Origin of the sequence: Kitasatospora sp. NPDC101447, from assembly GCF_044767225.1 — a bacterium.
Taxonomy (GTDB): Bacteria; Actinomycetota; Actinomycetes; order Streptomycetales; family Streptomycetaceae; genus Kitasatospora.
The window spans coordinates 334,073-346,676 of sequence record NZ_JBIWNL010000007.1; the positions used below are offsets into that span (position 1 = coordinate 334,073).

The 12,604-nt window shown below is 74.3% G+C and carries 14 protein-coding genes; 12 read left to right on the forward strand and 2 right to left on the reverse strand.

The features are described 5' to 3' along the window. Positions 1–236 precede the first annotated feature (236 nt). Entirely contained in the window at positions 237–2,309 is a 2,073-nt protein-coding gene (locus ACIRST_RS13975; RefSeq protein WP_402802433.1) for a glycoside hydrolase domain-containing protein, read from the forward strand. Between the two features lie 68 nt (positions 2,310–2,377). Continuing rightward, positions 2,378–3,517 (forward strand): FG-GAP-like repeat-containing protein, encoded by a 1,140-nt coding sequence (locus tag ACIRST_RS13980; protein ID WP_350522452.1) that lies wholly within the window; start codon positions 2,378–2,380, stop codon positions 3,515–3,517. A 153-nt stretch (positions 3,518–3,670) separates the two neighbouring features. Here the strand turns inward: ACIRST_RS13980 and ACIRST_RS13985 are convergent, their stop codons facing one another. Beyond that, positions 3,671–4,315, reverse strand: coding sequence for a TIGR03085 family metal-binding protein (locus ACIRST_RS13985; RefSeq protein WP_350522451.1), 645 nt, complete (start codon positions 4,313–4,315; stop codon positions 3,671–3,673). Positions 4,316–4,332: 17 nt separating this feature from the next. Continuing rightward, positions 4,333–4,908 (reverse strand): hypothetical protein, encoded by a 576-nt coding sequence (locus tag ACIRST_RS13990; RefSeq protein ID WP_350522450.1) that lies wholly within the window; start codon positions 4,906–4,908, stop codon positions 4,333–4,335. Between the two features lie 134 nt (positions 4,909–5,042). On the opposite strand from ACIRST_RS13990, the gene hisI reads away from it, so the two are divergent. The 10 genes from hisI to trpA all read left to right on the forward strand — a co-directional run bounded on the left by hisI (position 5,043) and on the right by trpA (position 12,477). Continuing rightward, positions 5,043–5,414: a phosphoribosyl-AMP cyclohydrolase gene (gene hisI, locus ACIRST_RS13995; RefSeq protein ID WP_396547545.1), complete on the forward strand. Its 372-nt coding sequence runs from the start codon at positions 5,043–5,045 to the stop codon at positions 5,412–5,414. Between the two features lie 41 nt (positions 5,415–5,455). Next, a complete protein-coding gene (locus ACIRST_RS14000; protein ID WP_402802435.1) occupies positions 5,456–6,979 on the forward strand; it encodes an anthranilate synthase component I in 1,524 nt (507 codons plus the stop codon). 18 nt (positions 6,980–6,997) lie between these two features. Next, on the forward strand, positions 6,998–7,531 hold the full coding sequence (locus ACIRST_RS14005) for a Uma2 family endonuclease (RefSeq protein ID WP_402802436.1): 534 nt from the start codon (positions 6,998–7,000) through the stop codon (positions 7,529–7,531). Continuing rightward, positions 7,528–8,127 (forward strand): TIGR02234 family membrane protein, encoded by a 600-nt coding sequence (locus tag ACIRST_RS14010; protein ID WP_402802437.1) that lies wholly within the window; start codon positions 7,528–7,530, stop codon positions 8,125–8,127. The genes ACIRST_RS14005 and ACIRST_RS14010 overlap by 4 nt, the downstream gene beginning before the upstream one ends. A 225-nt stretch (positions 8,128–8,352) precedes the next feature. Then, on the forward strand, positions 8,353–8,622 hold the full coding sequence (locus ACIRST_RS14015; protein WP_350522445.1) for an HGxxPAAW family protein: 270 nt from the start codon (positions 8,353–8,355) through the stop codon (positions 8,620–8,622). A 127-nt stretch (positions 8,623–8,749) separates the two neighbouring features. After that, positions 8,750–9,190 (forward strand): DUF2752 domain-containing protein, encoded by a 441-nt coding sequence (locus ACIRST_RS14020; protein ID WP_350522444.1) that lies wholly within the window; start codon positions 8,750–8,752, stop codon positions 9,188–9,190. A 206-nt stretch (positions 9,191–9,396) separates the two neighbouring features. Beyond that, positions 9,397–10,203 (forward strand): indole-3-glycerol phosphate synthase TrpC, encoded by an 807-nt coding sequence (gene trpC, locus ACIRST_RS14025; protein WP_350522443.1) that lies wholly within the window; start codon positions 9,397–9,399, stop codon positions 10,201–10,203. 9 nt (positions 10,204–10,212) lie between these two features. Continuing rightward, positions 10,213–10,362 (forward strand): tryptophan biosynthesis modulator TrpM, encoded by a 150-nt coding sequence (gene trpM, locus ACIRST_RS14030; protein WP_396547533.1) that lies wholly within the window; start codon positions 10,213–10,215, stop codon positions 10,360–10,362. Positions 10,363–10,411: 49 nt separating this feature from the next. Then, a complete protein-coding gene (gene trpB, locus ACIRST_RS14035; RefSeq protein ID WP_350522442.1) occupies positions 10,412–11,662 on the forward strand; it encodes a tryptophan synthase subunit beta in 1,251 nt (416 codons plus the stop codon). 2 nt (positions 11,663–11,664) lie between these two features. Then, entirely contained in the window at positions 11,665–12,477 is an 813-nt protein-coding gene (gene trpA, locus ACIRST_RS14040) for a tryptophan synthase subunit alpha (RefSeq protein ID WP_350522441.1), read from the forward strand. The last annotated feature ends 127 nt before the right edge of the window (positions 12,478–12,604 follow it).

The window sequence follows — 12,604 nt, forward strand, 5'->3', positions numbered from 1 at the left end:
GGCCGGGGCGGGGGGGGGGGGGGCGCGGGGGGGCCCCCCCCGCGCGGGGGGGGGGCGGGGGGGCGGGCGGGGCGGCGGGGGGGGGGGGGGGGGCGCCCCCCCCCCCCCCCCCCCCCCCCCCCCCCCCGCCCTTCCCGCTCACCTTCCCACTCACCTCCCCCGACCTGCCGTGCGCGCCGCCCTGCCCGGATCCGTCCCCGGGCGGCTCCGCCCTGCCCGTCTCCCTGGAGAGATCCGTGAACCACCACCGTCTGAGGGGTGTCGCCGCGCTCGCCGTGGCGGCCGGTGCCCTCACCGCCACCCTGCCGCTGGGACAGGCCGCCGCCCAGGCGGCGGAGCCCGCCGGTGCCGACTCCGCTGCCACCGCCGGGCAGAGCGTCAAGACCGTTGTGTACCACGGGCTTTCGCTCCAGGTGCCGTCGGCCTGGTCGGTGGTCGACCTGGCCCAGGCACCCGACACCTGCGTCCGGCTCGACCGGAACACCGTCTACCTCGGCCACCCCGGCGCGGACCAGAACTGCCCGACCCACCTGATCGGGGAGAAGGCGGACGCGCTGGTCGTGGAGACCTTCGCCGGCGCTGCCGAGCGCTCCGACCTCACTACCGTCGCGGTGCCCGCCGGCCACGGTGTCCCGGCCCTGCCGGACAGCGACGGCCAGGAGGCGCGGGTGGCCTTCGAAGGCGCCGGCGTCTATGTGACCACCAGTCACGCCTCGGCCTCGGCCGCCGCGGTGCAGCGCATCCTCGCCTCCGCCTCGATCGGCGACGGCGCCACGGCGGCCCCGGCGCCGCAGCCGCCGAAGGCCGCCCCCGGCGCTCTCGCCGCGCCCGCCGCGGCGTCGGCGGCCGCCTCGGAGACGCCGAGCACCGGCTACACCGGCAAGGCGTTCGACGCCTGCGCGGCCCCGTCCTCCGGTGCGATGGCGGACTGGGCCTCCTCGCCGTACCGGGGTGTGGGCATCTACATCGGCGGTCCGACCCGGGTCTGCGCGCAGAACAACCTCACCGCGTCGTGGGTGGCGCAGCAGAGCGGCGCCGGCTGGCACCTGCTGCCCGTCTACGCGGGCACCCAGGCCGCGGGGATCTCCTCCTCGGGTGCCGAGGGCCAGGGCCGGGCCGCGGCGGAGGCCGCCGTGAAGCTGGCCAAGGGCCTGGGCTTCACCACCGGCACGGTGCTCTACACCGACATGGAGGACTACTCGCCCGGCTACCGCACCAACGTGCTGAACTACCTGTCGGGCTGGACGGGCCGGCTGCACGAGCTCAACTTCCGCTCCGGCGTCTACAGTTCCTCGTCCAGCGGGATCAAGGACATGGCCGCCGCCTACAACTCGACCGGCTTCGACCGCCCCGACGTGGCGTGGTCCGCGAACTGGAACAACGCCGCGGACACCGAAGACAGTTACATCCCGGCGGGGTACTGGTCCAACCACCAGCGCGTCCACCAGTACGCCGGCAACGTCACGGAGTCACACGGCGGGACGACCATCAACATCGACCGGAACTACGTCGACGTCGCCGCCAAGGCCCCGGTGAACGACCCCGGGATGACGAACCTGACGGCGGGTGACTTCAACGGGAACGGCAAGAAGGACCTGGTCGCGGTGGAGGTGTCGACGGGGAAGCTGTGGTCGTACCCGGGGACGGGGACGGGGACGTTGGGGAGCCGGGTGCTGATCGGCAACGGTGGCTGGAACGGGATGAGCAACCTGGCCGTGGGTGATCTGAACCGGGACGGCAAGGACGACATCGTGGCGACGGAGAAGTCGACGGGGAAGCTCTGGCTGTACCCGGGGACGGGCAGCGGTGTGGGGGACCGGGTGGAGATCGGTTCCGGTGGCTGGAACGGCATGAACAACACCGCGGTGGGTGACTTCAACGGTGACGGCAAGGACGATGTCGTGGCGAGTGAGAACGCGACGGGGAAGTTGTGGCTGTACCCGGGGACGGGCAGTGGTCTGGGGAGCCGGGTGGAGATCGGTTCCGGTGGCTGGAACGGGATGAACAAGATCGTCAGCCCGGGGGACATGAACAAGGATGGCAAGGACGACGTCGTCGCGACCGAGGTGTCGACGGGGAAGCTGTGGCTGTATCCGGGCACGGGCCACGGTCTGGGCGACCGGGTCGAGATCGGTACGGGCGGCTGGAACGGGATCTCCGACTACGCGGGTGCGGACTTCACCGGTGACGGCATCGGGGACCTCGCCGCCGTTGACTCGGACCCGGGGCAGACCGGGAAGCTCTACCTCTACAAGGGCACCGGCAGCGGTCTGAGCTCCCGCACCGAGATCGGCTCCGGCGGCTGGTGAGCCGCCGAGCGAACCGGCACCGTCCCGAACCCACGTACGCCAGCACCGACTTCAGGGGGAGCACACCCATGTCCGCACAGACCCGCATGCGCAAGAGCCTGGCCGTCCTCGCACTGGGCCTCGCGCCCCTCGCCCTCGCCGGCACGGCCGGCGCCGCGTCGGTCGCCACCTGGGACAAGGTGGCCGCCTGCGAGAGCAGCGGCAACTGGTCCATCAACACCGGGAACGGCTACTACGGCGGCCTGCAGATATCCGAGTACAACTGGCAGCACTACGGCGGCACCCAGTACGCGGCCTATCCGCACCAGGCGACCAAGAAGGAACAGATCCTGATCGCCGAGAAGATCCTCGCCGACCAGGGGGCCGGCGCGTGGACCTGCAGCCCCGGCACCGGGCTCTCGACCGACCACGCGGACCCGTACCCGGCCGGGCCGGCCGACCCGGGGATGACGAACCTGACGGCGGGTGACTTCAACGGCGACGGCAAGAAGGACCTGGTGGCCGTCGAGGTGTCGACCGGCAAGCTGTGGCTGTACCCGGGCAACGGGAGGGGCGCGCTGGGGAGCCGGGTGCTGATCGGCAACGGCGGCTGGAACGGCATGAGCAACCTGGCCGTGGGCGACCTCAACGGTGACGGCGGGGACGACATCGTGGCGACCGAGAAGTCGACCGGCAAGCTCTGGGTGTACCCGGGCAACGGCCACGGCGTCGAAGGCCGGATCGAGCTCGGCAGCGGCGGCTGGAACGGCATGAACAACACCGCGGTGGGCGACTTCAACGGCGACGGCGTGGCCGACGTCGTGGCGAGCGAGAACTCCACCGGCAAGCTCTTCCTCTACCCCGGCCTCGGCGGGGCCCTGGGCAAGCGGGTGGAGATCGGTTCCGGTGGCTGGAACGGCATGAACAAGATCGTCAGCCCCGGAGACATGACCAAGGACGGCAAGGACGACATCGTCGCGACCGAGAAGTCGACCGGCAAGCTGTGGCTGTACCCGGGCACCGGCCACGGCCTCGGTGACCGCGTCGAGATCGGCACCGGCGGCTGGAACGGCATCTCCGACTACGCGGGCGCGGACTTCACCGGCGACGGCATCGGCGACCTCGCCGCCGTCGACTCCGACCCGGGCCAGACCGGGAAGCTCTACCTCTACAAGGGCACCGGCAGCGGCCTGAGCACCCGCACCGAGATCGGCTCCGGCGGCTGGTGACCGGCGGCCGGACGGAACCGGCGCGGTGACGGAGTTCACGACGGCGGGTCCGCCGGCCGGGGGGAAGCCCCGGCCGGCGGACCCGCCGTCACCCGTCCGCCCGCACGGCGCGATGCCGGCCTTCCCCCGTTCGTGCGGGACGCGCCCGGGCGTCTACTTCGGGGGCAGCGGCAGGGCGTGGCGGAGGGCCTCGACGGCGTCGGGGGCGCCGTCCACGTCCAGGGCGGTGCGGTCGCCGCGGCCGTAGGTGAAGAGGACCAGCTCGCCGGGGTCCCCGGTGATCCGGACGGTGGGGGCGCCGGCCGGGCCGACGGTGAGGGACCGGCCGTCGGGGCGGGCGAGGACCAGGCGGACGGGGGAGCGGCGGCCGGCCTCGAAGCGGGCGATCATGGGGAGACGGCGCCACAGGGCCTCGGCGCGGCCGGGCGGGACGGCCTGGGGGGTCCAGTCCTCGACGGCCCGCAGGACGTCCTCGGCGTGCACGAAGTACTCGACCGTGTTGCCCGCCTCGTCCGCGCCGGGCAGGGCGAAGGGCGAGTAGACCGGCGGGCCGGCACGGAAGAGACGGATCAGTTCCTCGTACGGCCGCGCGGCGTAGTCGTCCTGCACCCGCTGGGTCCGGGCGGCCAGGGCGGTGATCCGGATCCCCGCCGCCGCGTCGGGGCGGCGTTCCCGGATCACCAGGTGGGCGGCGAGGTCCCGGGTGGTCCAGCCGGCGCAGAGCGTGGGGGCGTCCGGCCCTGCGGCGGTGAGGAGTTCGGCGAGGCGGTGGCGTTCGGCGAGGGCGTGGTTCGACATGGTGGAAGCCTATGGCCCTAGGGGCGGAGGTGGCCGGTGAGCTTGGGGCCGCCCTGCTTGTTGCTCGCGGTGAGGGTGCAGGTGTAGTCCCGCCAGCCCTGCTGGTAGTTGACCAGGGCCGGGCCGAACTGGCGCCCGTAGTAGGACTTCCCGTCGGCCTGCCTGGTCTTGGCGGCGGCCTCGGCCTCCTTGCAGCCGTCCCGCATGGCGAGGGCGATCGGGATCTCGCCGGTCAGGTTGTCGGCCAGCTTGAGGTCGGCGATCACCTCGCCGTCGTGCTCGCCGCCGCAGGGGCGCTCCTCGGCCCGGGTGATCACCGGGCTCAGCTGCGGGTGGTCGAAGCAGGTGCCGACCGGGAAGAAGGCGTACGGCGGCTGCGGCTTGGTCGGGGTGGGGGTGGGCGTCGGGGTGGGCGTCGGCGTCGGGGTGGCCGTGGGGGTCGGCGGCGGCGCGGCGGCGGGCTTCCTGTCGTCCGGCCAGAGCGCCGCGGTGGCCACCACCGCGAGCAGGACGACCAGCACGGCGACGACGGTGAGGACCAGGCCGCGGGAGGGGCGGGAGGCGGCGGCTGCGGGCGGCTGCTCGGGCGTCATGGCCACGAGGATGGCCCACGAAGGGGCCGCCCGGCAGGCGGTTGGCCGAACTCGCCCCGGACGGGCGGCACCACCGGGACCACCGGCCGGACGGACCCGCCGGGACGGACCACCGGGCTGACACAATGGGCCCCATGTCCACCACACCCGCCACTCCCGGCACCACCGCCCTGGCCCCCGAGATCGCCGCCCGCCTCAAGCGCACCGAGGACGGCCTCCTCCCGGCCATCGCGCAGCAGCACGACACCGGCGAGGTGCTGATGCTCGGCTGGATGGACGACGAGGCGCTGCACCGCACGCTCACCACCGGCCGCTGCACCTACTGGAGCCGCAGCCGCCGCGAGTACTGGGTGAAGGGCGACACCTCCGGCCACGTCCAGGCGGTCAAGTCGGTGGCACTGGACTGCGACGGCGACACCCTGCTGGTCAAGGTCGACCAGACCGGCGCGGCCTGCCACACCGGCGACCGCACCTGCTTCGACGCCGACGTGCTCCCGCTCTCCTGACCCCCCGTCCACTCACAGAACTCAAGAAGGTGCCGCCCCGCATGGACCTCGAAGCCTTCCGCAAGCTCGCCGTCGACACCCGGGTCATCCCGGTCACCCGCAGGCTCCTCGCGGACGGCCTCACCCCGATCGGTCTGTACCGCAGCCTCGCCGAGGAGCGGCCCGGCACCTTCCTGCTGGAGTCCGCCGAGCAGGGCCGCAGCTGGTCGCGCTACTCCTTCGTCGGCGTGCGCAGCGCCGCCACGCTCACCGTCGACCGGGACGGCGACGCCCGGTGGCTCGGCACCCCGCCGGTCGGCATCCCCACCGGCGGCGACCCGCTGCAGGTGCTGCGCGCCGCCCTGGAGGCGCTGCACACCCCGCGGCACGCCGACGACGGCCTGCCCCCGCTCACCGGCGGCCTGGTCGGCTACCTCGGCTACGACATCGTCCGCCGGCTGGAGAAGCTGCCCGACCTCAACCCGGACGACCTCGGGCTCCCCGAGCTGACCATGATGCTGGCCACCGACCTCGCCGTGCTCGACCACGCCGACGGCACCGTGCTGCTGATTGCCAACGCCGTCAACCACAACGACCTGGCCACCGGCGTGGACGAGGCCTACGCGGACGCGGTGGGCCGGCTGGACGCGATGGAGGCCGACCTGCTCAAGCCGGTCGACCCGGGCCTGGCCACCTTCACCCCGGCGGGCCCCGGCGAGGTGGACTCGCCGTTCGGCGGCGAGCCGTACCGGGCCGCCGTGAACGAGATCAAGGAGCGGATCCGGGCCGGCGAGGCCTTCCAGGTGGTGCCCTCGCAGCGCTTCGAGGCGCCCTGCCCGGCCTCCGCGCTGGACGTCTACCGGGTGCTGCGCACCACCAATCCCAGCCCGTACATGTACCTGTTCCGCTTCCCGGGGCCGGACGGCACCGCCGAGGGCGGCTTCGACGTGGTCGGCTCCAGCCCGGAGGCGCTGGTCAAGATCACCGACGGCGAGGCGATGCTGCACCCGATCGCCGGCACCCGGCACCGCGGCGCCACCCCGCACGAGGACGCGGCGCTCGCCGCCGAGCTGCTCGCCGACCCCAAGGAGCGGGCCGAGCACCTGATGCTGGTCGACCTCGGCCGCAACGACCTCGGACGGGTCTGCGAGCCGGGCAGCGTCGAGGTGGTCGACTTCATGCAGATCGAGCGCTACAGCCACGTGATGCACATCGTCTCCACCGTGACCGGCAGGGTCGCGCCGGGGCGGAGCGCCTTCGACGTGCTGACCGCCTGCTTCCCGGCCGGCACGCTCTCCGGCGCGCCCAAGCCGCGGGCGATGCGGATCATCGAGGAGCTGGAGCCCACCCGCCGCGGCCTGTACGGCGGTTGCGTCGGCTACCTGGACTTCGCCGGGGACTCCGACACCGCGATCGCGATCCGTACCGCGGTGCTGCGCGACGGCACGGCGTACGTGCAGGCCGGCGCGGGCGTGGTCGCCGACTCCGACCCGCACGGCGAGGACACCGAGTGCCGCAACAAGGCGGCCGCCGTGCTGCGGGCCGTCGCCACCGCCAATACGCTGCGGAGGCCGGAACTGTCCTGAGCTGAGGAGGCGGCCCGGATGCCCGAGGTGCCGTACGACGAGCTGCGCTGGGAGGTCGTGCTGAGCGCGGCCGGGCAGTTCGGCGAGCAGCCGGCGGGCCACGGCCGGGTGCTGTCCGGCGTGGCGGTGGACTTCCCGGCCGCGCCCGGCGGCCCGGACCGGGAGCCCGCCGTGTTCGCCCCCGACCTGGCGGTGCTCGCCCCGGACGCGGTGCGGGGCGAGCGGGGCCGGTTCGGCGCGGCCGGGGTCGAGGCGGTGCTGGAGGTGGCCCGGCCGGGCCTGGCGGAGGCCGGGCGGGCGTACGCGCGCAGCGGGGTGCCGCTCTACGTGGTGGTCGACCCGGCGGCGGCGGTCTGCACCGTGCACAGCGCGCCGTCCCCCGAGGGGGTGTACCGGGAGGCCGAGCGGGTGCCGTTCGGCAACGACCTGTTCCTGTCGCTGGGCTGGCGGACGGTGGTGCTGCGGACGGACCCCTTCCCCACGCCGTCCTCCGCCCCGCCCCCCACCCCGGGTGCGGACCGGGGTGTCGGTCGGGGGATAGTGGACGGGTGAGCGCTGACCAGACCCCCGCCCCCGCCGCCCCCAGCCGCCGCACGCTCGGCGTGATGCTGCTGCTCACCGTGCTGAGCGCCGTCCTGGTGCTGACCGCGGCCGGGCGGACCTGGGCCGAGGGGCGGGCGGGCACCCTGGACGTCGCCGTCACCGGCGGCCGGATCTCCGAACTGCCCGGCGGGCTGGCCCTGGTGGGCCTCGCCGCGGCCGTCGCGGTGTTCGCGGTGCGCGGCGCGGGACGGCTGGCGGTCGGTGCGCTGACCCTGTTCGCCGGGATCGGCGCGGCCGCCGCGTCGGTCGCCGGGGCGGGCGACACCGCCGCGCTGGACGCCGAGGCGGCCCGCAAGCTCGCGCTGACCGGCTCGGCGGCCACCGGGGTCTCGCACACGGCCTGGCCCTGGGTCGCGCTGGTCGGCGGCGTGCTGCTGGCCCTCGCCGGACTGCTCACCCTGCGCTACGGCCGCGGCTGGCCCGCCATGGGCAGCCGCTACGAGGCGCCGACTGGCAAGGCCCCGGCCAGGACCGCGGCCAAGGCCGAGACCCCGGGCGACCTGTGGAAGGCGCTGGACCGCGGCGAGGACCCCACGGCGGTCTGAGGCCCACCCGCCCCGGCGGACGGCCCCGGCGCCGGGTGCCACCGCCACTGCGGGCCCCTCGACCCGCCGCGCGCGCCCCGCGGCCGCCCGACGTGCACATGTGACGCGATAGACCCGCCACCCGCTTTGGGCGGCGGGTGTGTGGCCCGGCACAATGGACTCCGTCAACCCGCCGGCGGCCCCGCAGGCCCGGCCGGGCCCCGAGAGCCAAGGAGCACCACTCAGATGGCAGCAGCAGCACACGGCCACACCCCCGCCGCCTGGACCGGCGTCGTCATCTCCTTCGTCGGCTTCGGCATCGCCGGTGTCGCGATGATCCTGCCGTCGGTGCTCCTCGTCTGCGCCGGCCTGGCGGTCGTCGTGGCCGGTGGCGTGGTCGGCAAGGCCATGGCGATGGCCGGCATGGGCAAGCAGCCCAGCACCAACGTCTACAAGTCGACCGAGGAGCAGGTCGCGGCCCACGAGGCCCGCGTCGCCGCCGCCGTCGCCGCCTGACGACCACCCCTCCGTACGGGGGCCCGACCGTCCTCCGTACGACCCGCCTTTTCGCACAACCGAACGGCGGGCGCGCCGCGCCCGCCGTTTCGTCGTGTCCGGGCCCGGGCGCGGGCAGAATCGGGGCGTGAACGCCGCCCCCACCGCCTCCGCCCCGCCGCCCGTGCTGCGCCGGCTCGGCCCGCCGCTGACCGCGCTGGCGGCGGTGGCCGTCCCCACCGCGTACGTCGCCGTGGTGGACCCCAACAGCCCCGGGCACTACCCGGACTGCCCGTTCCTGACGGCCACCGGCTGGTGGTGCCCCGGCTGCGGCGGGCTGCGCTGCGTCCACGCGCTCACCCACGGCGACCTCACCGGGGCCCTGCACGACAACGCCGCCGCCGTGCTGCTGTTCGGCGTGCTGGGGGTGCTCTGGCTGCGCTGGGCCTGGGCCGCCCTGACCGGGGGGCCGCCGCCCCGGGTCACCGTCGGAGGCCGGCGTTGGGCACTGATCGCGCTGCTCGTGCTGGTGTTCACCGTGGTGCGGAACTCGCCGGTCGGAGCCGGTCTGGCGCCCCCGCTGGTCTGAGCGCCGGGTCCGCGGCCGGGCCCGCCGACGGGTGGAGAAGCGGTGAAGCCGCAGTTGAGGGCCGCCGGAGCGGCGGTCCGGTCCGCGAGACGCGCGCCGGGCGGATGCGCCCCGCGCTCCCGGGTGCCGATACCATCGAAGAGCCGGCGGGTCACCGCCCGCCCGGCTCTCGCTGGCCAACTGGCAGAAACGATGGGGGCTCCTGAGTGAGTGTGCTCGACTCGATCATCGAAGGGGTCCGCGAGGACCTCGCCGAGCGGCAGGCCCGGGTCTCCCTGGACGAGCTGAAGGAGCGCGCCGCCAAGGCCCCGGAGGCCAAGGACGGCGTCGCCGCCCTCAAGGGCGACGGTGTCCGGGTGATCTGCGAGGTCAAGCGTTCCAGCCCGTCCAAGGGCGCCCTGGCCTCGATCGCCGATCCGGCCGCCCTGGCGCGCGACTACGCGGCCGGCGGTGCCGCCGCGATCAGCGTGCTGACGGAGCAGCGCCGCTTCGGCGGGTCGCTCGCCGACCTGGACGCCGTCCGCGCCGCGGTGGACACCCCGCTGCTGCGCAAGGACTTCATCGTCACCGCCTACCAGCTGTGGGAGGCCCGCGCGCACGGCGCCGACCTCGCGCTGCTGATCGTCGCGGCCCTCGACCAGTCGGCCCTGGTGTCGCTGATCGAGCGCGCCGAGTCGATCGGCCTCACCCCGTTGGTCGAGGTGCACGACGAGGAGGAGATCAAGCGCGCGGTGGACGCCGGGGCGCGGATCATCGGCGTCAACGCCCGCAACCTGAAGACCCTGGAGGTGGACCGCAACACCTTCGGGAACGTGGTCCACGCCATCCCGGACAGCATCGTGAAGATCGCCGAGTCCGGGGTCCGCGGCCCGCTGGACGTGATCAACTACGCCAACCTCGGCGCCGACGCGGTGCTGGTCGGCGAGTCCCTGGTGACCGGCAAGGACCCGCGCGCCGCGGTCGCCGACCTGGTCGCCGCGGGGGCCCACCCGGCCGTCCGGCACAAGGACTGACACAGCCCGATGAAGATCGCCGCCCGACTCGCCCCCGGTTGCCGCCCGCGCGGCTGCCGCGCGCCCGCACGCCGGGTGCTGGGGCGTCGGGTGCGGTACGTGATCGGCTGTGAGCCCGGGCAGGTGCCGGGACGGCGATGGCGCGTGACGCGCGGCTGACCCCAGCCGATCAGACGTCACTGTCGTCCCACTCCCCAAGGGAAACCACATGTCCGAGAAGGACTACCTGCCCGGTGCCCAGGTGCCGGACGCGCGCGGATACTTCGGCGCGTACGGCGGCCGCTTCATCCCCGAGGCGCTGGTCGCCGCGGTCGAGCAGGTCGCCGAGGAGTACGAGAAGGCCAAGACCGACCCGGCCTTCGCCGCCGAGCTGGACGCGCTGCTCAAGGACTACACCGGGCGCCCCAGCCCGCTGACCGACGTGCACCGCTTCTCCGCCGAGGCGGGCGGCGCGCGCATCCTGCTCAAGCGCGAGGACCTCAACCACACCGGCTCGCACAAGATCAACAACGTGCTGGGCCAGGCCCTGCTCACCAAGCGGATGGGCAAGACCCGGATCATCGCCGAGACCGGCGCCGGCCAGCACGGCGTGGCCACCGCCACCGCCTGCGCGCTCTTCGGCTTCGACTGCACCATCTACATGGGCGAGGTCGACACCCAGCGCCAGGCGCTGAACGTCGCCCGGATGCGGATGCTCGGCGCCGAGGTCGTGGCCGTCAAGTCCGGTAGCCGCACCCTCAAGGACGCCATCAACGAGGCGTTCCGCGACTGGGTCGCCAACGTGGACTCCACCCACTACCTGTTCGGCACCGTCGCCGGGCCGCACCCGTTCCCGATGATGGTCCGCGACTTCCACCGGATCATCGGCGTCGAGGCGCGGCAGCAGGTGCTCGACCGCACCGGGCGGCTGCCCGACGCCGTCGTCGCCTGCGTCGGCGGCGGCTCCAACGCGATGGGCATCTTCCACGAGTTCATCCCGGACGCCGACGTGCGCCTGATCGGCTGCGAGGCGGCCGGCGAGGGCGCCGAGACCCCCCGGCACGCCGCCACCCTCACCAAGGGCGACCCGGGCGTGCTGCACGGCTCCCGCACCTACGTCCTCCAGGACGAGGACGGCCAGACCATCGAGTCGCACTCGATCTCGGCCGGCCTCGACTACCCGGGCGTCGGCCCGGAGCACGCCTGGCTGAAGGACACCGGCCGGGCCGAGTACCGCCCCGTCACCGACGACGCGGCGATGCAGGCGCTGCGGCTGCTGTCCCGCACCGAGGGCATCATCCCGGCCATCGAGAGCGCCCACGCCCTCGCCGGAGCCCTGGAACTCGGCCGCGAGCTCGGACCGGAGGCCACCATCCTGGTCTCCCTCTCCGGGCGCGGCGACAAGGACATGCACACCGCCGCCGAGTACTTCGGCCTGTACGACGAGCCGGGCGCCGGCAACGCCCAGGGGGGTAACTGACCATGGCTGCATCGAAGCTCAGCGGCGTCCTGGCGGCCGCCAAGGCCGAGGACCGCGCCGCACTGATCGGCTACCTGCCGGCCGGCTTCCCGACCGTCGACGGCGGAATCCGGGCGGTCAACGCCCTGATCGAGGGCGGCTGCGACGTGGTCGAGATCGGCCTGCCGCACTCCGACCCGGTGCTGGACGGCGCCGTCATCCAGACCGCCGACGACATCGCGCTGCGCGGCGGCGTGCGCATCAAGGACGTGCTGCGCACCGTCCAGGAGGTCGCCTCCGCGCACCCCGACGCCGCGGTGCTGGTCATGACGTACTGGAACCCGGTCGACCGCTACGGCGTGGCGCGGTTCGCCGCCGACCTGGCGGCCGCGGGCGGGGCCGGCTGCATCCTGCCGGACCTGCCGGTGGAGGAGTCGGAGGAGTGGCGCAAGGCGGCGGACGAGCACGGGCTGGACACCGTGTTCGTGGTCGCCCCCAGCAGCAAGGACGCCCGGCTGGCCGAGGTCACGGCGGCGGGCAGCGGGTTCGTGTACGCGGCCGCGGTCATGGGCGTGACCGGCACCCGCTCGGCGGTCGGTTCGCTGGCCGAGGACCTCGTCGCGCGCACCCGGGCCACCACGGACCTGCCGGTCTGCGTCGGGCTCGGCGTCTCCGACGCCGTGCAGGCGGCGGAGGTCGCGCGGTTCGCCGACGGCGTGATCGTCGGCTCGGCGTTCGTGAAGCGGATCCTGGAGGCGGGCGACGACGAGGCGGCCGGGCTGGACGCCGTGCGGGGGCTGGCCGGGGAGCTGGCGGCGGGCGTGCGGAGGCGCTGACGCGCGGGTGGAAACGGTTGGCCGACGGGCCCCCCCCCCCGGGGGGGGGGGGGGGGGCGGGGGGGGTGGGGGGGGGGGGGGGGGGGTTGGGGATAGGTGGAGCGGGGGGTTTGGCAAAGATTGTGAA